Origin of the sequence: Azoarcus olearius (assembly GCF_001682385.1) — a bacterium.
Taxonomy (GTDB): Bacteria; Pseudomonadota; Gammaproteobacteria; order Burkholderiales; family Rhodocyclaceae; genus Azoarcus; species Azoarcus olearius.
This window is the reverse complement of record NZ_CP016210.1, coordinates 3169608-3187659: the sequence shown is the minus strand read 5'-3', so window position 1 is coordinate 3187659 and position 18052 is coordinate 3169608. Positions and strand designations below refer to the sequence as shown.

At 67.4% G+C, this 18052-nt stretch carries 23 protein-coding genes; 10 read left to right on the top strand and 13 right to left on the bottom strand.

Annotated features, from left to right (window positions below; translation table 11 throughout):
• Window positions 1-12: 12 nt before the first annotated feature.
• Window positions 13-639 (bottom strand): c-type cytochrome, encoded by a 627-nt coding sequence (locus tag dqs_RS14600; RefSeq protein ID WP_011766549.1) that lies wholly within the window; start codon window positions 637-639, stop codon window positions 13-15.
• A gap of 124 nt (window positions 640-763) precedes the next feature.
• Here dqs_RS14600 and yihA point away from each other — a divergent pair, with 124 nt between their 5' ends.
• From yihA to dqs_RS14585, 3 genes are all read left to right on the top strand, one after another.
• Entirely contained in the window at window positions 764-1393 is a 630-nt protein-coding gene (yihA, locus tag dqs_RS14595; RefSeq protein ID WP_011766548.1) for a ribosome biogenesis GTP-binding protein YihA/YsxC, read from the top strand.
• A 245-nt stretch (window positions 1394-1638) separates the two neighbouring features.
• The gene (hemB, locus tag dqs_RS14590; protein ID WP_011766547.1) at window positions 1639-2643 is read left to right on the top strand and encodes a porphobilinogen synthase; all 1005 of its coding nucleotides are present in this window, start codon (window positions 1639-1641) and stop codon (window positions 2641-2643) included.
• Between the two features lie 41 nt (window positions 2644-2684).
• Window positions 2685-3179 (top strand): GNAT family N-acetyltransferase, encoded by a 495-nt coding sequence (locus dqs_RS14585; RefSeq protein WP_065340945.1) that lies wholly within the window; start codon window positions 2685-2687, stop codon window positions 3177-3179.
• On the opposite strand, the gene dqs_RS14580 is transcribed toward dqs_RS14585, so the two are convergent.
• Genes dqs_RS14580 through bioB form a run of 3 tightly spaced genes read right to left on the bottom strand, consistent with a single transcriptional unit; the run spans window position 3171 to window position 5732 of the window.
• Window positions 3171-3827, bottom strand: coding sequence for a pyrimidine 5'-nucleotidase (locus dqs_RS14580; RefSeq protein ID WP_065340944.1), 657 nt, complete (start codon window positions 3825-3827; stop codon window positions 3171-3173). The two genes, dqs_RS14585 and dqs_RS14580, sit on opposite strands and share 9 nt — an antisense overlap.
• A gap of 7 nt (window positions 3828-3834) precedes the next feature.
• The gene (locus dqs_RS14575; RefSeq protein ID WP_065340943.1) at window positions 3835-4752 is read right to left on the bottom strand and encodes a methyltransferase domain-containing protein; all 918 of its coding nucleotides are present in this window, start codon (window positions 4750-4752) and stop codon (window positions 3835-3837) included.
• On the bottom strand, window positions 4752-5732 hold the full coding sequence (bioB, locus tag dqs_RS14570) for a biotin synthase BioB (protein WP_065340942.1): 981 nt from the start codon (window positions 5730-5732) through the stop codon (window positions 4752-4754). Before bioB ends, dqs_RS14575 begins: the two co-directional genes overlap by 1 nt.
• 81 nt (window positions 5733-5813) lie before the next feature.
• Here bioB and dqs_RS14565 point away from each other — a divergent pair, with 81 nt between their 5' ends.
• Window positions 5814-6503, top strand: a complete 690-nt coding sequence (locus dqs_RS14565; protein ID WP_335622063.1) for a ComF family protein — start codon at window positions 5814-5816, stop codon at window positions 6501-6503.
• Window positions 6504-6548: 45 nt separating this feature from the next.
• Entirely contained in the window at window positions 6549-7043 is a 495-nt protein-coding gene (locus tag dqs_RS14560; RefSeq protein ID WP_065340940.1) for a tRNA (cytidine(34)-2'-O)-methyltransferase, read from the top strand.
• 13 nt (window positions 7044-7056) lie between these two features.
• Here dqs_RS14560 and dqs_RS14555 read toward each other — a convergent pair whose 3' ends face one another.
• From dqs_RS14555 to dqs_RS14530, 6 genes are all read right to left on the bottom strand, one after another.
• On the bottom strand, window positions 7057-8046 hold the full coding sequence (locus dqs_RS14555; protein WP_065340939.1) for an NAD(P)H-dependent glycerol-3-phosphate dehydrogenase: 990 nt from the start codon (window positions 8044-8046) through the stop codon (window positions 7057-7059).
• Window positions 8043-8489: an SH3 domain-containing protein gene (locus tag dqs_RS14550; protein WP_011766539.1), complete on the bottom strand. Its 447-nt coding sequence runs from the start codon at window positions 8487-8489 to the stop codon at window positions 8043-8045. Before dqs_RS14550 ends, dqs_RS14555 begins: the two co-directional genes overlap by 4 nt.
• 4 nt (window positions 8490-8493) lie before the next feature.
• Complete coding sequence (gene secB / locus dqs_RS14545) at window positions 8494-8949, bottom strand: protein-export chaperone SecB (protein WP_011766538.1); 456 nt, start codon at window positions 8947-8949, stop codon at window positions 8494-8496.
• Between the two features lie 69 nt (window positions 8950-9018).
• Window positions 9019-9291 carry a glutaredoxin 3 gene (gene grxC, locus dqs_RS14540; protein WP_011766537.1) on the bottom strand — a complete coding sequence of 91 codons (273 nt, stop codon included), beginning with the start codon at window positions 9289-9291 and terminating at the stop codon, window positions 9019-9021.
• A complete protein-coding gene (locus tag dqs_RS14535; RefSeq protein WP_065340938.1) occupies window positions 9288-9704 on the bottom strand; it encodes a rhodanese-like domain-containing protein in 417 nt (138 codons plus the stop codon). The genes grxC and dqs_RS14535 overlap by 4 nt, the downstream gene beginning before the upstream one ends.
• Window positions 9705-9739: 35 nt before the next feature.
• Complete coding sequence (locus dqs_RS14530) at window positions 9740-10069, bottom strand: ArsR/SmtB family transcription factor (RefSeq protein ID WP_041642672.1); 330 nt, start codon at window positions 10067-10069, stop codon at window positions 9740-9742.
• A gap of 145 nt (window positions 10070-10214) precedes the next feature.
• On the opposite strand from dqs_RS14530, the gene gpmA reads away from it, so the two are divergent.
• From gpmA to dqs_RS14505, 5 genes are all read left to right on the top strand, one after another.
• Complete coding sequence (gpmA, locus tag dqs_RS14525) at window positions 10215-10964, top strand: 2,3-diphosphoglycerate-dependent phosphoglycerate mutase (RefSeq protein WP_011766534.1); 750 nt, start codon at window positions 10215-10217, stop codon at window positions 10962-10964.
• 22 nt (window positions 10965-10986) lie between these two features.
• Window positions 10987-12321, top strand: coding sequence for a murein hydrolase activator EnvC family protein (locus dqs_RS14520; protein ID WP_011766533.1), 1335 nt, complete (start codon window positions 10987-10989; stop codon window positions 12319-12321).
• Between the two features lie 61 nt (window positions 12322-12382).
• Entirely contained in the window at window positions 12383-13762 is a 1380-nt protein-coding gene (locus dqs_RS14515) for a S41 family peptidase (RefSeq protein WP_065340937.1), read from the top strand.
• Window positions 13763-13782: 20 nt separating this feature from the next.
• The gene (locus dqs_RS14510) at window positions 13783-14241 is read left to right on the top strand and encodes a hypothetical protein (protein WP_065340936.1); all 459 of its coding nucleotides are present in this window, start codon (window positions 13783-13785) and stop codon (window positions 14239-14241) included.
• A gap of 96 nt (window positions 14242-14337) precedes the next feature.
• Window positions 14338-15087, top strand: coding sequence for a HesA/MoeB/ThiF family protein (locus dqs_RS14505; RefSeq protein WP_065340935.1), 750 nt, complete (start codon window positions 14338-14340; stop codon window positions 15085-15087).
• A 13-nt stretch (window positions 15088-15100) separates the two neighbouring features.
• On the opposite strand, the gene ribD is transcribed toward dqs_RS14505, so the two are convergent.
• From ribD to glyA, 3 genes are read right to left on the bottom strand one after another with little or no spacing between them, the layout of a single operon-like run.
• Window positions 15101-16192, bottom strand: coding sequence for a bifunctional diaminohydroxyphosphoribosylaminopyrimidine deaminase/5-amino-6-(5-phosphoribosylamino)uracil reductase RibD (ribD, locus tag dqs_RS14500; RefSeq protein ID WP_065340934.1), 1092 nt, complete (start codon window positions 16190-16192; stop codon window positions 15101-15103).
• The gene (gene nrdR / locus dqs_RS14495) at window positions 16173-16688 is read right to left on the bottom strand and encodes a transcriptional regulator NrdR (protein WP_065340933.1); all 516 of its coding nucleotides are present in this window, start codon (window positions 16686-16688) and stop codon (window positions 16173-16175) included. Before nrdR ends, ribD begins: the two co-directional genes overlap by 20 nt.
• A 41-nt stretch (window positions 16689-16729) precedes the next feature.
• The gene (glyA, locus tag dqs_RS14490) at window positions 16730-17980 is read right to left on the bottom strand and encodes a serine hydroxymethyltransferase (RefSeq protein ID WP_065340932.1); all 1251 of its coding nucleotides are present in this window, start codon (window positions 17978-17980) and stop codon (window positions 16730-16732) included.
• Between the last annotated feature and the right edge of the window lie 72 nt (window positions 17981-18052).

Here is an 18052-nt window from a genome sequence, read left to right as displayed (position 1 = left end):
GGCTGGAGCGCTTTAGCGCAGGCCAGCCGCGTAGTCCGCCACCGCCTTGATTTCGGGGTCGGTCATCTTGAGCGCGATCATGCGCATCATGCGGTTGGGGTCGTTGGCACGGACGCCATCGCGGAAACCCTTGAGCTGGGCTTCGGTGTATTCGGCGAACTGGCCGGACAGACGCGGGTACTGCGCGGGCAGGCCGGCACCAGCGGGGCCGTGGCAGGCCGCACAGGCGGGCACGCCCTTGGCCGGGATGCCGGCACGCCAGATCTTCTGACCCAGTTCGATGGTGGCCAGGCTCTTCGCCGGCTCCGGCTTCTGGGTCTGGCTTCCGAAGTGCTGGGCCAGCGCCTTCATGTCGGCTTCTTCGAGGCCGGCCACCATGGCGCTCATCACGGCGTTGTCGCGCGCGGCCTTGCCACCGTTCCAGGCCTTGAAATCGTGCAGTTGCTTGTAGAGGTAATCAGGATGCTGGCCCGCCAGCTTGGGGTTCGCGGGGAGCTGGCTATTGCCGTCGGCCATGTGACAGCCGGCGCAGATCGTCTCGGCGGTCTGTTTCGCCTTGGCGAGGTCCGGAGCCTGGTCCTGGGCCTGGAGGCCGCCCGCGACCAGCAGCAGCGAAAGCAGCAGGGAACGCTTGATCATGATTTCCTCGGTAAAGCCGTGAATGGATGTCTCAAAACGCGCTATTCTATAACACTAAGCTTGATTTGCGCGACGCGATCAGGGTTTTTCCCCGCCCCCGTCGGGGTTGTTGCCGTATTTTTCCATGCCGCTTTTCCGCAACGCACAATTCGAGATTTCCATCGCCAAGCCGTCGGGCCTGCCTCCGCCCAACGGCGCCGAAATCGCCTTCGCCGGGCGTTCCAATGCCGGCAAATCGAGCGCGATCAACACCCTTGCCGGGCACGTGAGGCTGGCCTACGTCTCCAAGACGCCGGGCCGCACCCAGTTGATCAACTTCTTCCGCCTCAACTGCGGCGCCTTGCTGGTGGACCTTCCGGGGTATGGCTATGCGGCCGTGCCGGAGAAGATCCGGCGCCAGTGGCAGGGTTTGATCGAAACCTACCTGCGTACGCGGGAAAGCCTGATCGGGCTGGTGTTGATGATGGATTCGCGCCACCCGATGACCGACCTCGACCGCCAGATGATCGACTGGTTTGCGCCCTCGGGTAAGCCGATCCACGTGCTGCTGACCAAGTCGGACAAGCTCTCGCGCGGCCCCGCCAATGCCACGCTGCTCGCCGTGCGGGCCGAACTGACCGCCCGCTATGGCGATCAGGTCAGCGTGCAGCTGTTTTCCAGCCTCAAGAAAACCGGCGTGGAAGAGGTCGAAAAGGTCGTCGCCGGCTGGCTTGTGCCCGCCGCGGCCGAGGGCGAGGCGCCCGCCGGCGCGTAAATACAAAAACCCCCGGCCAAAGGGGATGAAGCCGGGGGTGAAATGCCTTGACAGGGGGTCAAGGCACCCGCTCAGGGAGGTGAAGCGGGAGACGGCTCAGCACCATCTGCCTGTTATGAGGGTGCTGGATTTTTGAAGTTCCCGGCCGCGGGCGTTTCGGAATGTGTCCCGCGCGGCCTCAGGGTTGCACCTCAGGGTCGCAAACGCTGGCGGGCGGGGCGGACCTCGACTCAAACAGGACATCTATGCGACCCACCAGCCCTTTCCCAGCCGCCCGCATGCGCAGGATGCGCCGCGACGAGTTCTCGCGCCGACTGATGCGCGAGAACGTGTTGACGACCGACGATCTGATCTACCCGGTGTTCGTTCACGAAAAGGCGGGGCGTGAGCCGGTCGCTTCCATGCCGGGCGTGGAGCGTCTCTCCATCGACGAGTTGCTGCGGGTGGCGGAGCAGGCGCTGGAACTGGGCGTTCCCGCGCTCGATCTCTTCGGCGTGCCGCACGCGGACGCCAAGACCGCCGACGGGGCGATCGCATGGCGCGAGGACGGCATCATCCAGCGCGCCATCCGTGCGCTGAAGGCCCGCTTTCCGGAATTGGGCGTCATCACCGACGTCGCGCTGGACCCCTACACGACCCATGGCCAGGACGGGCTGATCGACGAAACCGGCTACATCCTCAACGACGAGACGGTCGAGGCGCTGGTCAAGCAGTCCCTGTCCCACGCCGCGGCCGGCGCCGACATCGTTTCGCCGAGCGACATGATGGACGGCCGTATCGGCACCATCCGTGGGGCGCTGGAGGAGGCGGGCTTCATCAACACCCGCATCCTCGCCTACAGCGCGAAGTATGCGAGCAGTTTCTACGGGCCTTTCCGGAGCGCGGTCGGTTCGGCCGCCAACCTGGGCAAGGGCAACAAGTACTCATACCAGATGGATCCGGCCAACAGCGATGAGGCGATCCGCGAGGTGGCGCTCGACATCGACGAGGGCGCCGACATGTTCATGGTGAAGCCGGGCATGCCCTACCTCGACATCGTGCGCCGGGTGAAGCACGAGTTGCAGGTGCCGACCTACGTCTATCAGGTCAGCGGTGAGTACGCGATGATCAAGGCCGCGGTCGCGAATGGCTGGCTGGTCGAAGAGGCGTGTGCGCTGGAAGCGCTGCTGGCCTTCAAGCGCGCGGGCGCGGACGGCATCCTGACCTATTACGCGCTGGATGCGGCGCGCTGGCTCAAGGGCCGGTGTTGAGCGCTGGGTTGGCGCAGGCATCGCCGGTGCGAGTCCGGCCGATGCTTGAAACCGATCTGCCGGCGGTGCTTGCGGTGCAGCGTCTGGCCTACGGTGACGGCTACCAGGAGTCGGCGGCGGTGCTTGGCGCCAAGCTGCGCCTGGCGCCGGCCGCGTGCTGGGTGGCCGACGACGGTGAGGGCGCGCTCGGCTACGTGTTCTCGCATCCCTGGGGCGCAATGCCGCCGCCGCTGCACACGGCCCTGTCAGATGTTCCCGCCGATGCGTGTGCGATGTTCCTGCACGACCTTGCAGTGGTCCCCGCCGGACGGGGAGGCGGCATCGCTGCGCGCCTGTTCGATCGGGTACGGGCGCGGGCGGTCGCGTCCGGGCTGGAACGGATCTGTCTGGTGGCGCTTGCTGACGCCCGCGGGTTCTGGGCGCGCCGCGGATTCGTGAGTGCGAGGGGCAGGGGTGGGGACGCGCGCCTGCCGGCGGGCTATGGCGCGGGGGCCGAGTTCATGGAGCTGGCGCTCCCGTCAGGCCTTTCAGGCTAGCAGGGCCGCGCTGGCGCGGCGCAGGTCGAGAATCGAGGCGATCTTCACGTCCACATACGCAGGCTTGCCCAGCCCGCGACCCACCAGCACCGTACGCATGCCGAGGCGGCGCGCGGTACGCAGGTTTGCCGCCGTATCCTCGATCATCACGCAGCGCCGCGGGTCGAGCCGATAGTCGTGCAGCAGGGTGCGGTAGGCGCGGATGCCGGGCTTGGGGTGGAAGTGCAGTTGCTCGATGCCGGCCACGCCGCTGAAGCAGCGGCGGATGCCCATCAGTTCCAGCACGGCCTCGGCGTATTCCTGCGGCGCGTTGGAGAACACGATCTTCCGTCCTGGCAGGCGCCGCAGCATGTTCGAGAGCGCGCGGTCGAACACCATCATCTTGTGCAGGCGCTCGAAGCGGTGCGTTTCGCGCAGGAAGTGGCGCGGATCGGTGCCGTGGTGCTTGACGAGGCCGAGCAGCGTGGCGCCATAGCGCTGCCAGTAGTGCATCCGCAGCCGGTTCGCCTCCTCGGTGGTCAGCGCCAGGTAGCGCTCCAGGTAGGCGGTCATGCTGCGGTTGATGTGCGGAAAGATGTGCGGGCTGGCGTTGTGCAGCGTGTTGTCGAGGTCGAACAGCCAGGTCGGCGCACCGGTGCGAAGCGTCATTGTCCGCTCAGCTTCCGGTGCGCGGCGGGCGGGGCTGGAAGCGCACGATGCTGCGCCCGTCCTCGGTCGTCTTCGGTGCCGCTTTCCACGCGTGGCCCTGGATGACCTCGAAGGTGGCGGGCAGGCGGCCGTCGCGGCGCAGGCTTTCGTAGGCCGCGCGCGCTTCGTCCCAGCCCTGCCGCCCGGTCAGACCGCGGGGACGGGCCGTGCTTGCGTTGCCCCCAGCGGCGGTGCGCAGGTCGGTGAACAGGTCGTCGAGCCGGGTGTAGGTCATGGTCAGCATCTCCATATCCATGACCGGGTCGGAAAACCCGGCCTTCACCAGCGCATCGCCGATGTCATGCATGTCGATGAAACGATGCACGCGCTCGCCGGCCGCGGTGGGCAGGCAGGCGCGCAGTTCCTTCAGGCTGTCGGGCCCGAGCGTGGAGAACATCAGCATGCCACCGACTTCCAGTACGCGGTGGGCTTCCTGCAGGACCGGGAGCGGATCGTCGAGCGCGGGCAGCAGCAGGTTGGACCACACCAGATCGACGCTGGCGCGGGCGAACGGAAGGGCGCCGGCCTCGGCGACCAGTGCGCTTTGGCGCGGCATGCTGCCAAGCAGGCGCCGCAGCAAGCCGCCGGGGCGCACTGTCCCGGCCTGGCGGCGCAGCGCGTGCGAGGCCATGGGGGCAGCGAAATCGGCGGCGACGAGATGGGCGTCAGGGTAGCGTTCAGCCAGGCGCGGCAGGTCGGCGCCGGTGCCGCAGCCCAGGTCGACGATACGGCGCGGGCTGTGGCGGATGTAGTCGAGGCGCTCGTCCATGCGGCGCGCGATTTCGCGCGCCAGGACGTCGGCCTCGTCGTAGCGCCCTGCTGCGGCCGCGAAGCGCCGCCGCAGCAGGGCGCGGTCGAGGTGGAAGTCGGTGTCGGCCGCGGCCATCACACCGAACGCAGGCCGAGGCGTGCGAACAGCACGTCGTCGCGGTCGGATTCCGGATTGTCGGTGGTCAGCAGGCGTTCGCCGTAGAAGATCGAGTTGGCGCCGGCCATGAAGCACAGCGCCTGCATCTCGTCGCTCATCTGCTGGCGCCCGGCGGAGAGCCGCACGTAGCTGGTGGGCATGGTGATGCGGGCCGCGGCGATGGTGCGGACGAAGTCGAAGCCGTCGATCTTGCCGCCGTCGGCGAGCGGCGTGCCGGGGATCGCGACCAGGTTGTTGATCGGCACCGAGTCGGGCGGCGGGGTCATGTTGGCCAGCTGGGCGATCAGGCCGGCGCGGCTGGTCTGGGTTTCACCCATCCCGACGATGCCGCCGCAGCACACGTTGATGCCGGCATCGCGGACCTTGTCGAGCGTGTCGAGGCGGTCCTGCAGCGTATGGGTGGTGACGATCTGGCCGTAGAACTCGGGCGCGGTGTCGATGTTGTGGTTGTAATAGTCCAGTCCGGCTTCCGCGAGCTGCTCGGCCTGTCCCTCCTTCAACATGCCGAGCGTGACGCAGGTTTCCAGCCCCAGCTTCTTGACTTCGCGCACCATCTCCAGCACCGGCGCCATGTCCTTGTCCTTGGGACCACGCCACGCGGCACCCATGCAGAAGCGGGACGAGCCCTTGGCCTTGGCCGCGCGCGCGTGCTCGAGCACCTCGTCCAGCGGCAGCAGACGTTCGCGTTCCAGGCCGGTGTCGTAGCGTGCCGACTGCGAACAGTAGCCGCAGTCTTCCGAGCAGCCACCCGTCTTGATCGACAGCAACGTGGAGCGCTGCACCTCGTTGGCGGCGAAGTGCGCGCGGTGAACCTGCTGGGCCTGGAACACCAAGTCGAGGAAGGGCAGGTCGAACAGCGCCTGCACCTCGGCCACCGTCCATTTCTTGCGGGGCGCCTCCGCGGCGGCGGGGGTGGGGGCGGTCAAGGTCGTTGTCATAACTCGGTTTCCGGACTCTAATGCGAAGCCCGACATGTTCATTCATCGCTCGAAAGCTTGTCAAATCAACCCAAGACCTTGTTGCGGCTGCTGGATTTCGTCGTCGATGCGCTGATCCCGCAGGACTGCTTCCTGTGCGGGGCGCCCGCTGCCGGGCGGGCCATCTGCACGGCATGCGAGGCCGAACTGCCCGGCGCGCCCGCGCAGGCCTGCCCGTGCTGCGCGGTGCCGGTCGCTAGTGGAGGGCGCTGCGGCGAGTGTCTTCAGCACCCGCCCGCGTTCGATTCGACGGTGGCGCTGTTCGCGTTCGCGTTTCCAGTCGATCGGATGGTGCACGCTCTCAAGTACCGGCACCGCCTCGGGTTGGCGGACTACTTCGCGGCGGTGGCGTTGCGGCGGGGTTTGCCGCCGGATATCGACATGGTGCTACCGATGCCGCTGCATCCGGCCCGGCTGGCCGAGCGGGGTTTCAATCAGTCGGTGGAGATCGCACGGCCGCTGGCGCGGGCGCTCGGCGTGGGGCTGGAACTGTCGGCACTCAAACGGGTGCGGAACATTCCCACGCAGTCGGGGCTGAGCCGTGAGGAGCGGCAGCGCAACGTGCGTGGCGCATTCGATTCTGCGACCGACCTGCGCGGACGGTGCGTGCTGGTGCTCGACGACGTGATGACCACCGGCGCCACGCTGAGCGAAGCGGCGCGCATTCTCAAGCGGCGGGGTGCGGAGCGGGTCGACAATCTCGTCATCGCCCGCACACCCCCGCCGGGCTGAGCTACAGTGCGCGCTTTCCGCGCCGCGGAAGCACGACAGCGCGCCATGTTCCACATCATCCTGTTCGAACCCGAAATTCCGCCGAACACCGGCAACATCATCCGCCTGGCGGCCAATACCGGATGCCACCTTCACCTGGTGGAGCCGCTCGGTTTTGTGCTGACCGACAAGGCGCTCGCCCGCGCCGGGCTGGACTACCACGACCTCGCCCGCGTGACCGTGCACGCGGACTGGCCGGCGTGCCGCGCCTTCCTCGGCGAGCGTCGCGTCTTTGCACTGACCACGCGCGCGCAGCGCCGCCACGACACGGTGGATTTCCGGCCGGGTGACGCTTTCCTGTTCGGTCCCGAGAGCCGCGGGCTGCCGCCGGAACTGCGCGAAAGCCTGCCGCCCGAGCAGCGCCTGCGACTGCCGATGGTTCCGTCCAACCGCAGCATGAACCTGTCTAACGCAGTGGCGGTGATGGTGTTCGAAGCGTGGCGGCAGCAGGACTTCGTCGGCGCAGGCGACGGGCCGCAAAGCCTGCCCGTCGAACTCTGAAGGGGGCGCGCGCTTATTCCCGCTTGGGGTCGCGTGCGAGCAGGCGCTCGACCGCGTCGCGCGCGGCCAGGCCGCCATGCAGCAGCGCATCCACGGCTTCGCAGATCGGCATTTCCACACCGTGGCGGCGGGCGAGACGGACAGCCTCGTGCGCGGTGGAGACGCCTTCGGCGACATGACCGAGGTCGCGCAGGATGTCGGACAGCGTGTTTCCGGCGGCCAGTGCCAAACCCACCCGCCGGTTGCGTGAGAGGTCGCCGGTGCAGGTGAGGATCAGGTCGCCCATGCCGGCCAGTCCCATCAGGGTCTCGGCGTGTCCGCCCATGGCGGTGGCGAGACGGGCGATTTCCGCCAGGCCGCGGGTGATCAGGGCCGCGCGTGCGTTGAGGCCGAAGCCCATGCCGTCCGAAACGCCGGCAGCAATCGCCATGACATTCTTGAGCGCACCGCCGATTTCGCATCCGACCACGTCGGCGTTGGCGTACAGCCGCAGGCGCGGACGGTGCAGCGCATGCACCCAGTGGCGCGCGAACTCGACGTCGCTGGCGGCAAGCGTGATCGCGGCCGGCAGGCCACGGGCCACTTCGGCTGCGAAACTCGGACCGGTGAGGACGCCGCAGGGCGTGGCGCCCAGCTCGTCGGCGACGATTTCGTGCGGGAGCTTGCCGCTGCCCGCTTCGAGGCCCTTGCAGGCCCAGATGACCGGGGTATCCGGCTGGATGTCGTTGAGCAGCCGCAGCGTGTCGCGCAGGCCGGCCAGCGGCGTGACCACCAGGTGTAGGTCGGCACCGAGCGCCGCCGCGGGCAATTCGGCGGTGAGGGCGAGTTGCGGATGCAGCGCGACACCGGGCAGGTAGCGGGTGTTTTCCGCCGCATGCCGGGTGGCGTCGATATGCGCCTCGTCACGCCCCCACAGCACCACCTCGTGCGTATCGGCGAAGGCCTGGGCGAGTGCCGTGCCCCAGGCGCCGGCGCCAAGGACCGCGATCTTCAGCCGCTTCAAAGGCCCCAGACCTCGGTGACGCGCACGAAACCGCTGGCGCCATCGGGGTGGCGGACCCTGACCCAGCCGTCGGCCGGGGCAGCCGCGTGTTCGAGCACGACGTCCTTCGCTGCTTCGAACACGACCGGCGCGTCGCCCGCCGGTTGCTGGCGGACAGCGGCCCGCGCCGCGGTGACGATGACGGTGCGCCGCTCGGCGAGGGCGCGCCGTTCGATCCAGGTGAGGGCGCCGCCGGGGTCGCGGACCTTGACCCATTTGTCCAGCGACACCACGACCTCCACCGGCGTGCCCGCACCGATCACGTAGAGCTTGTGGCCCTTGTCGGACGGCGTGTCGTAGAGGATTGCGGGCTCGGCGACCGAGCGATACTCGATCGCGTGGGCGGCCCCGCACGCGCCGGCGAGCGCGATCGAGAGGGCAAGGCGAAGACTGGACGTGAGCATGGGCTTACTGGATGGCGACGTCGCCGCCTTCCTTGGCAGCTTGTTGTTGCTGGTAGAGCGCTTCGAAGTTTACCGGCGCGAGCACGATCGGCTGGAAGCCGGCACGGCTGACCGCCGCGGAAACGGCTTCGCGGGCGTACGGGAACAGGATGTTGGGGCAGCCGATCATCATCACCGGCTCGAGTTCGGCGGGCGGCACGTTGCGGATCTGGAACACGCCCGCCTGGGCAACCTCGACCAGGAACACCGAGCGGTCTTCGCCAAGCGTGGCCGACACGGTCACGGTCAGCGTCACTTCGTACAGGCCTTCGTCCACCGTGTTGCCCTCGGTGCGCAGTTGCACGCTGATCTGCGGCGTGTCGCGCTCCAGGAAGATCTTCGGTGCGTTGGGGACTTCGAGCGAAAGATCCTTGATGTAGATCTTTTCGATGGAGAACATCGGCTGGGCGTTTTCGGTCATGGGATGGCCTGTGGGATACGGCTGGGTTAAGGAAATGCGGGTGGAGGTTGCGGGGTGGGGCGGCGGGACTCAGCCCGCCAGCTTGGCAAGCAGCGGGTCAAGGCCGCCGCTGCGGTCCAGCTCGTAAAGGTCGTCGCATCCGCCGACGTGGAGATCGCCGATGAAAATCTGCGGCACCGTGCGGCGGCCGGTCAGCTCCATCATCTCATCGCGGCGCGCCGGATCGAGGTCGATGCGGATCTTGTCGATCGCGGTGACGCCCTTGCGGCGCAGCAACTGTTCGGCGCGAACGCAGTAGGGACAGACGGCCGTCGCGTACATGCGGATGGACGAGGTGCTCATTTCTTCTTCCTGGTAATCGGCTGGCCGGCCTTTTCCCACTCCATCATGCCGCCGCGCAGATTATGGAGCTTGTCGAAGCCGGCCTTCTTCAGTTGGGCAAGGGCGCTGGCGGAGCGGCTGCCGCTGGCGCAATACAGAATGATGGGACGGCCCTTGAACTTTTCGAGTTCCGCGCTGCGCCGGGTGAGGTCGTTCAGCGGCAGGTGGCGCGCATTGGGGATGTGGCCGCGGGTAAATTCGGCCTCGTCGCGCACGTCGACCACCACCGCGTCCTCGCGATTGATCAGCAGCGTGGCTTCTACCGGGGAGATCTGGGTGCGGTCACCCTTGTTGCGGACGAGGTCCACCAGCAGCCAGGCGCCGCTTGCGGCGGCAAGCGCGGCCCAGTGCCAGTTCTGTTGCAGGAATTCCAAGGAAAAGCTCCGGTTGGGTTGATCGATGGGCGCGTTCAGTCGATGCCGGGCGCGACGCCGCAGAAGACTTCGCGCATCAGCACGATGAGCTGCAGCGTGCGCTGGTCGCCCACGCGGTAATAAACGCGGTTGGCGTCCTTGCGGGTCTGCAGCACGCCCTTGTCGCGAAGGATGGCCAGATGCTGGGAGATATTGCTCTGCGAGGTGCCCACCGCCTCGACGATATCCTGCACGCAGGCTTCGCCTTCGCCGAGCACGCACAGGATCTTAAGCCGCAGCGGGTGTGCGATGGCCTTCAGCGCGCGCGCCGCGGTTTCGATGTGCTCATGCTTGTCGATCAGCGTGAGGATGTTGTCTTTGTTCACGGGAAGGCCCGGAGAGCGAAAGTCGTTAGTATAAAATATCGGCCCTGTCTCTTGCTCGCCTTGGGCAGGCGCATGATTTTGCCATGCGCGCGGCAGCGTGCTGTGCCCAGGCCTTCGTTCATCATTCAACCGGATCCGATTTCCCATGTACAAGATCGTCCTGCTTCGCCACGGTGAATCCACCTGGAACAAGGAAAACCGCTTCACCGGCTGGACCGACGTCGACCTCACCGAACTCGGGGTGGGCGAGGCCCGCGCGGCGGGCCAGTTGCTCAAGCGCGAAGGCTACAGCTTCGATCTCGCCTTCACGTCGGTGCTCAAGCGCGCCAACAAGACGCTGAACATCGTGCTCGAGGAACTCGACGCGCTGTGGCTGCCGGTCGAGCATTCGTGGCGCCTGAACGAACGTCACTACGGCGCGCTGCAGGGCCTGAACAAGGCCGAGACGGCAGCCAAGTTCGGCGACGACCAGGTGCTGGTGTGGCGCCGTTCCTACGACATCCCGCCGCCGGCGCTGGAAGAAGGCGACGAGCGTCTGAACTATGACGATCCGCGCTACGGTTCGCTGCCGCGCGCGCGCTTCCCGCGCACCGAATGCCTGGCCGACACCGTGGCTCGCGTCGTGCCGTACTGGGAAACCGTGATCGTGCCGCAGATCCTCTCCGGCCGCCGGATCCTGATCGCGGCGCACGGCAACAGCCTGCGCGCCCTCATCAAGTACCTCGATGGCATTTCCGACGGCGACATCGTCGGGCTCAATATTCCCACGGCGCAGCCGCTGGTCTATGAACTTGATGTGAACCTCAAGCCGGTCAAGAGCTACTACCTCGCCGACGAGGACACCATCCGCGCGGCTCAGGCCGCCGTGGCCGGGCAGGGCAAGGCAAAGGGCTGACGCGGACCGGAACCTTCCTCCCATGTTGCACCTGCGGCGCTCCGCCGCGCTCGGCCTGGCGGCGCTGCTGGTGGTGGCGTCGCCCCAGCAGCCCGTGCGGGCCAACGAACCGGCGTCCGACATCGCCGAGCGTCGCTCCGACCTCGACGACCTCAAGCGCAAGATTCGCGATCTGCAGAAGGAAATGAGCCAGACCGAGGCCTCGCGTTCGGCCTCGGCCAACGCGCTTGCCGAGGCCGAGCGCGAGGTGTCGCGGGTTCAGCGCAGCCTGCGCGAGCTGGCGGCGCAGAAGCAGGATGCCGAGCGCAAGCTGGCGCTGCTGGAGGCCGAACAGCGCGAGGTCGAGGCGCGCATCGCGTCGCGCCAGGGCGAACTGGCGGAGTGGCTGCGCCGGCATTACATGTACGGTGGCGCTGACGGGGTGGCGCCGCTGCTGTCCACCCGCGACCCCAACCAGCTCGCGCGCGACGCCTACTATCTGGAGCATCTCGGCAAGGCGCGCCTCGGGCTGATCGAAAGCCTGCGCACCGACCTGCGCGAGAAGGCAAACCGCGCGGGTGAAATCGCGATGCGGCGCGAGAACCTGCTGGCCGTCGAGCGCACCCAGCAATCACGGCACGGCGAACTCGCGGCCCTGCAGGAGGTGCGGCGGGAAGCGCTGGCGGCGGTTTCGGATCAGCTCAAGAACCAGCAACGCGAGGTCAGCGCGCTCCGGCAGGATGAGCAGCGGCTCTCCAAGCTGATCGACACGCTGGTGCAGCGTGCGCGCGAACAGGCCGCGCGCCAGGCTGCGGCCCGTCTCGCCGCGGAGCGGCAGGCCGCGGCCGCTGCGGCGGCGGCGCGGGCGCGCGAGAGCGCTTCGAGCGGCAGCACGACGCCACAGGCGCCGCGCGGACGGCGCTCAGAACCCGTAGTGGGCGAAGTGAGGCAGCACGCCGCGGCCACGCCCGCCGGGGTCGCGTTCTCGCAGCTGCGCGGGCAATTGCGCTTTCCGGTGCGAGGCGAACTGATCGGACGCTTCGGCGCTCCAAGGGCCGACGGCGGAACCACCTGGAAGGGCGTTTTCATCCGTGCGGGCAACGGCACCGAAGTTCGCGCGGTGGCGGCTGGCGAGGTGGTTTTTTCCGATTGGCTGCGCGGTTATGGCAATCTGTTGATCGTCGATCACGGCGGCGACTACCTCTCGGTGTACGGCAACAACGATGCCTTGCTGAAGGTCGTTGGCGATACTGTTGCCGGCGGCGAGGCGTTGGCCAGCGTCGGCGCGAGCGGAGGCGGTCCGGAGGCCGGACTGTATTTCGAGATTCGCCACCAGGGGCGGCCGGTCGATCCCCTGCAGTGGGTGCGCTTGAACTAGCAAGTGCGGCAGACCGGCCCCGCCGGGACGCCGCGAACGTATTTTCTCCGTTGGAGTTTTCATGGGCAGCAAGCTGAAACAGTTCGGCCTCGTCATGACTGGCGTCGTGGCCGGCGTGATGATCAGTCTCAATTTCTCGGCCAATGCCGACAAGGCCGCGCTCGCGCCGCTGCCCGTGGAGGAATTGCGCGCCTTCGCAGACGTCTTCAACGCCATCAAGCAGGGCTATGTCGAGCCGGTCGAGGACAAGAAACTCGTCACTCACGCGATCAGCGGCATGCTCAGCGGGCTCGATCCGCATTCCGCCTATCTCGATGCCGAAGCCTTCAAGGACCTGCAGGTCGGCACCCAGGGCGAGTTTGGCGGCCTCGGCATCGAGGTCGGCATGGAGGACGGCTTCGTCAAGGTGGTGTCGCCGATCGAGGACACGCCGGCTTACCGCGCCGGAGTCAAGGCGGGCGACCTGATCGTCAAGCTCGACGACACGCCGGTAAAGGGCATGAACCTCAACGACGCCGTCAAGCGCATGCGCGGCAAGCCCAAGACCGACATCACCCTCACCATCATGCGCAAGGGCGAGTCGCGTCCCATCGTGCTGACGCTGACGCGCGAAGTCATCAAGGTGCAGAGCGTCAAGTCCAAGGTCATCGAACCCGGCTATGGTTATGTGCGGGTCGCCCAGTTCCAGGAAAACACCGGGGCCTCGCTGGTGCAGCACCTCGACAAGCTGAGCAAGGAAGGGCAGCTCAAGGGGCTGGTGCTCGACCTGCGCAACGATCCGGGCGGGTTGTTGAATGGCGCGGTCGGCGTGGCGGCGGCCTTCCTGCCGCCGGAGGCCCAGGTGGTCTCTACCGACGGCCGTACCGAGGATGCCAAGCGCCAGTACCGCGCCACCCCGGAGGACTATCTCCGCGGCTCGCGTGACGACTACCTGAAGGCGCTGCCGCGCGGCATCAAGGACGTGCCGATGGTGGTGCTGGTCAACGGTGGTTCGGCGTCCGCGTCGGAGATCGTTGCCGGCGCGCTGCAGGATCACAAGCGCGCCGTCGTGATGGGCACCCAGACTTTCGGCAAGGGGTCGGTGCAGACCATCCTGCCGCTCAACAGCAACACCGCGATCAAGCTGACCACCGCACGCTACTACACGCCCAGTGGCCGCTCCATCCAGGCCAAGGGTATCGAGCCCGACATCGTGGTCGAGGAAGGCGCCAACGGTTCTGCGCGCCGCGTGCGCGAGGCGGACCTCCAGGGCCACCTCGGCAACGACCGCGACCCGGAGGCCGAGCGCAAGCTGCAGGCCACCAAGAACGGCGAGCACAAGCCGGGCGAGGACGACGACGAGGCGCAGCCGCGCTTCGAGATCGCGGGCAAGGACGACAACCAGCTCGCGCAGGCGATCAACCTGCTCAAGGGACTGCAGATCGTCCAGAATAAGAAATAAGACATTCGGGGGAGGTCGTCATGCGTCCTGAAACGGCATACCGCCTGGCGGGCAGGCATCACGATCATCCCCCGGTGGCCGGGGCGAATGCAGGCATCTACAAGTGTCGGGAAATCCGCTTCAAGAAGCTGCCCCCGGGCCAGGTCGAGCAGGCGCGGCGCGCGCTGGCGGCAGTGGCGGGCGTCGAAGTCGAACCGTTGCCGCCGCGCCCCGCGCTGAGGGTGCGGTACTCGGTGCTCGAGCACAGTCTGGAGATGCTGGAAACCGCGCTCGCCAATGCCGGCTTCGTGCTGGACGGCAGCCTGTATTCGCGTCTCACCCGCGCCCTGGTGTATTTCTGTGAAGAGACGCAGCGTCACAACCTGCTGTCGCCCGAGCGCCTGCTCAAGCAGTCGAACGCGGTCTATGTGCAGGCGTGGAGCCACCATCCGCACGGTGACCATGACGACGCTCCGCCCGAACTGCGCGAGTACCGCTGACCCCTTTGCAGCCGTGCCCATCGCGCGGCTGAGCATTCCACCGCTTTTCGCCATCCTCCGGCCCGCCCTGCGTGCCGCCGCTTTCCGGACCTTGCCATGAACGACGACCAGTTGCTGCGCTACAGCCGCCACATCCTGCTGCCGGAGATCGGGGTGGAAGGGCAGGAGGCGATCCTGGCGGCGCGGGTGCTGGTCGTGGGGGCGGGCGGGCTGGGGTCGCCCGCCGCGATGTATCTGGCGGCCGCCGGCGTCGGCACCCTGGTGCTGGCCGATGGCGACACGGTGGACCTGACCAACCTGCAGCGCCAGATCCTGCACAGCGAAACCGGGATTGGGAGGCCGAAGGTGGAATCGGGGCGGGACACGCTGGCGCGCCTCAATCCCCTGACCCGGGTGGAGGCACTCGCCCAGCGCCTGGAGGGCGCTGCACTCGACGAGCAGGTGGCGCTCGCGGACGTCGTCCTCGACTGTTCTGACAACTTTGTCACCCGGCATGCAATCAACCGCGCCTGCGTGAAGCATCGCAAGCCGCTGGTGTCCGGCGCCGCGATCCGCTTCGACGGACAGGTATCGGTGTTCGATCTGCGCAAGCCCGGCAGTCCGTGCTACCACTGCCTGTTTCCCGAGGGTGAGGACGTGGAGGAAGTGCGCTGTGCGGTGATGGGGGTGTTTGCGCCGCTCACCGGCATCATCGGCGCCACCCAGGCGGCGGAGGCGCTGAAGCTGCTCGCAGGCTGCGGGGAGACCTTGAATGGTCGCTTGCTGCTGCTCGATGGCCTGGCGATGGAGTGGCGCAGCGTGTCGCTCGGGCAGGATGCCGCTTGCGCGGTGTGCGGGCAGCGCTGACCGGGGTGCCGGCCTAAGCGCGCAGGCGGGCTAGGACGCGGAAGTCTTCGCCGATCCGGCGCATATCCCGGACGTCGAGCCGCAGGGCCTGATCCAGCGAAGTCAGTGCGCTCAGGTTGAACATGCCCTGCGCACTGTCCCCGACCAGCATCGGCGCCATATACAGCAACAGTTCGTCCACGCACCCTTCGCGCAGCAACGAGCCGTTGAGTTTGAAGCCGGCCTCGACGTGCAGTTCGTTGATGCCGCGTGCTGCCAGCGCCTGCAGCAGTGCGGGCAGCGCAACCTTGCCTGCCTCGTTGGCGAGCGACAGCACTTCGTGGCCGGCGGCGCGCAGTTCCGCCGCGCGCTCGCCTTCTTCGATGGCCGTGGCAATGAGGACGGGCGCGCCCTGCAGGATGCGCGCTTCGCGCCCGATCTCGAGCCGTGCATCCACCACGACGCGTAGCGGCTGGCGTTCGCACGGAACCCCGCGCACCGTGAGTTGGGGATCGTCTTCGCGTACGGTGCCGATCCCGGTCAGGATGGCGCAGGCGCGCGCGCGCCAGCGATGGCCGTCGCTGCGCGCGGCTTCTCCGGTAATCCACTGGCTGACCCCATTGGCGAGTGCGGTCTTGCCGTCGAGCGTCGCCGCCGCTTTCAGCCGCACCCAGGGACGACCGCGGGTCATGCGCGAGATGAAGCCGATGTTGAGTTCGCGCGCCTCGCTTTCGAGCAGGCCGTGGGCGGTGTCGATGCCGGCTGCGCGCAGTCGCGCGAGGCCGCTGCCGGCGACCAGCGGGTTGGGGTCTTCCATGGCCGCGACGACGCGGCGGACGCCGGCTGCGACCAGCGCCTCGCAGCACGGCGGGGTGCGGCCGAAGTGGGAGCAGGGTTCGAGCGTGACGTAGGCCGTGGCGCCTGCCGCACGCTCGCCGGCGGCGCGCAGGGCATGGACCTCGGCATGGGCTTCGCCGGCGCGCTGATGCCAGCCTTCGCCGACGATCTCACCGTCGCGTACCAGCACACAGCCGACGCGCGGATTGGGGGTGGTGGTACAGAGGCCGTTGGCAGCGAGCGCGAGCGCGCGCGCCATGGCGGCGTGGTCAGCCGCCGAAAAGGTCATGTTCAGGGCCGGAGGGCTGGGGATTGGCAGGCCGGCCGCGCTTGGGCCGTGTCTGTACTTCGCGCACGAGTTCGGAGAATTCGTCCACGTCGGCGAAGTTGCGATAGACCGAAGCGAAGCGGATGTAGGCCACCTTGTCGAGCTTCTTCAGCTCCTTCATGACCAGCTCGCCGACCTTCTCGCTGGCCACTTCGTTTTCGCCGAGCGACAGCAGCTTGGCCTCGATGCGGTCCACCGCGGCTTCCAGCGCTTCGGTGGTGACCGGGCGCTTGCGCAGCGCGAGGGACATGCTGCCAACCAGCTTGCTGTGGTCGAATTCGCTGCGGTTGCCGTTGCGTTTGACGATGTGCGGCATCTTCAGGTCGACCCGCTCGTAGGTGGTGAAGCGCTTGTCGCACTTCATGCAGCGGCGGCGGCGACGCACCACGTCACCGTCCTCGTTCTCACGGGTGTCGGTGACCTGGGTGTTGGGGTCGTCGCAGAAGGGGCACTTCATGTCGGCGGGTCGGGCCGGCGCCTGGGCCGGCCCTCGTTGCCTTAGCTACCGTAGACCGGGAACTTGGCGCACAGCTCGCCAACCTTGCCGCGCACGCGTTCGAGGACCGCCGCGTCCTGCGGGGCGTCGAGCACGTCAGCGATCAGGTGGGCGATCTGCTCGGCTTCGATCTCGGTGAAGCCGCGGGTGGTCATCGCCGGCGAACCGATGCGGATGCCGGAAGTGACGAAGGGCTTCTGCGGATCGTTGGGGATCGAGTTCTTGTTGACCGTGATGTGGGCGCTGCCCAGCACCGCTTCGGCTTCCTTGCCGGTGATGTTCTTGGAGCGCAGGTCGACCAGGAAGACGTGGGACTCGGTGCGGCCGGAGACGATGCGCAGGCCGCGTTCTTCGCCAAGCACGCGCGCCATCACGCGGGCGTTGGCGATGACCTGTTCCTGGTAGTCGCGGAACGCCGGGGTGGCGGCTTCCTTGAAGGCCACCGCCTTGGCGGCGATGACGTGCTCCAGCGGGCCGCCCTGCAGGCCGGGGAAGATGGCGGAGTTGATCGCCTTCTCGTGCTCGGCCTTCATCAGGATGATGCCGCCGCGCGGGCCGCGCAGGGTCTTGTGGGTGGTGGAGGTGACCACGTCGGCGTGCGGCACCGGGTTGGGGTAGTAGCCCGCGGCGATCAGGCCGGCGTAGTGGGCCATGTCCACCCAGAAGATGGCGCCCACTTCACGCGCGATGCGCGCGAAGCGCTCGAAGTCGATGCGCAGGGCATAGGCGGAGGCGCCGGCGATGATGATCTTCGGCTTGTGCTCGCGGGCGAGCGCTTCCATCGCCGCGTAGTCGATCTCTTCCTTCTCGTCGAGGCCGTAGGCGACGACGTTGAACCATTTGCCCGACATGTTGAGCGGCATGCCGTGGGTGAGGTGGCCGCCTTCGGCCAGGCTCATGCCCATGATGGTGTCGCCCGGCTTGGCGAAGGCCATCAGCACCGCCTGGTTGGCCTGGGAGCCGGAGTTCGGCTGCACGTTGGCGGCGTCGGCGCCGAAGAGCTTCTTCAGACGGTCGATCGCGAGCTGCTCGACCACGTCCACATGTTCACAGCCGCCGTAATAGCGCTTGCCCGGATAGCCTTCCGCGTACTTGTTGGTGAGCTGGGAGCCTTGGGCTTCCATCACCGCGTGGGAGACGTAGTTTTCGGAGGCGATCAGCTCGATGTGATCTTCCTGGCGGCGGTTCTCCGCCTGGATGGCGGACCAGAGTTCGGGATCGACCTTGGCGAGAGTGTCTTGCGAGGAGAACATGGACGCGGGCTCGGTAACGAGTGGTTTTTAAAAGCGGATGTTACCACGCACACCGCGTGAAACCGCCCATGA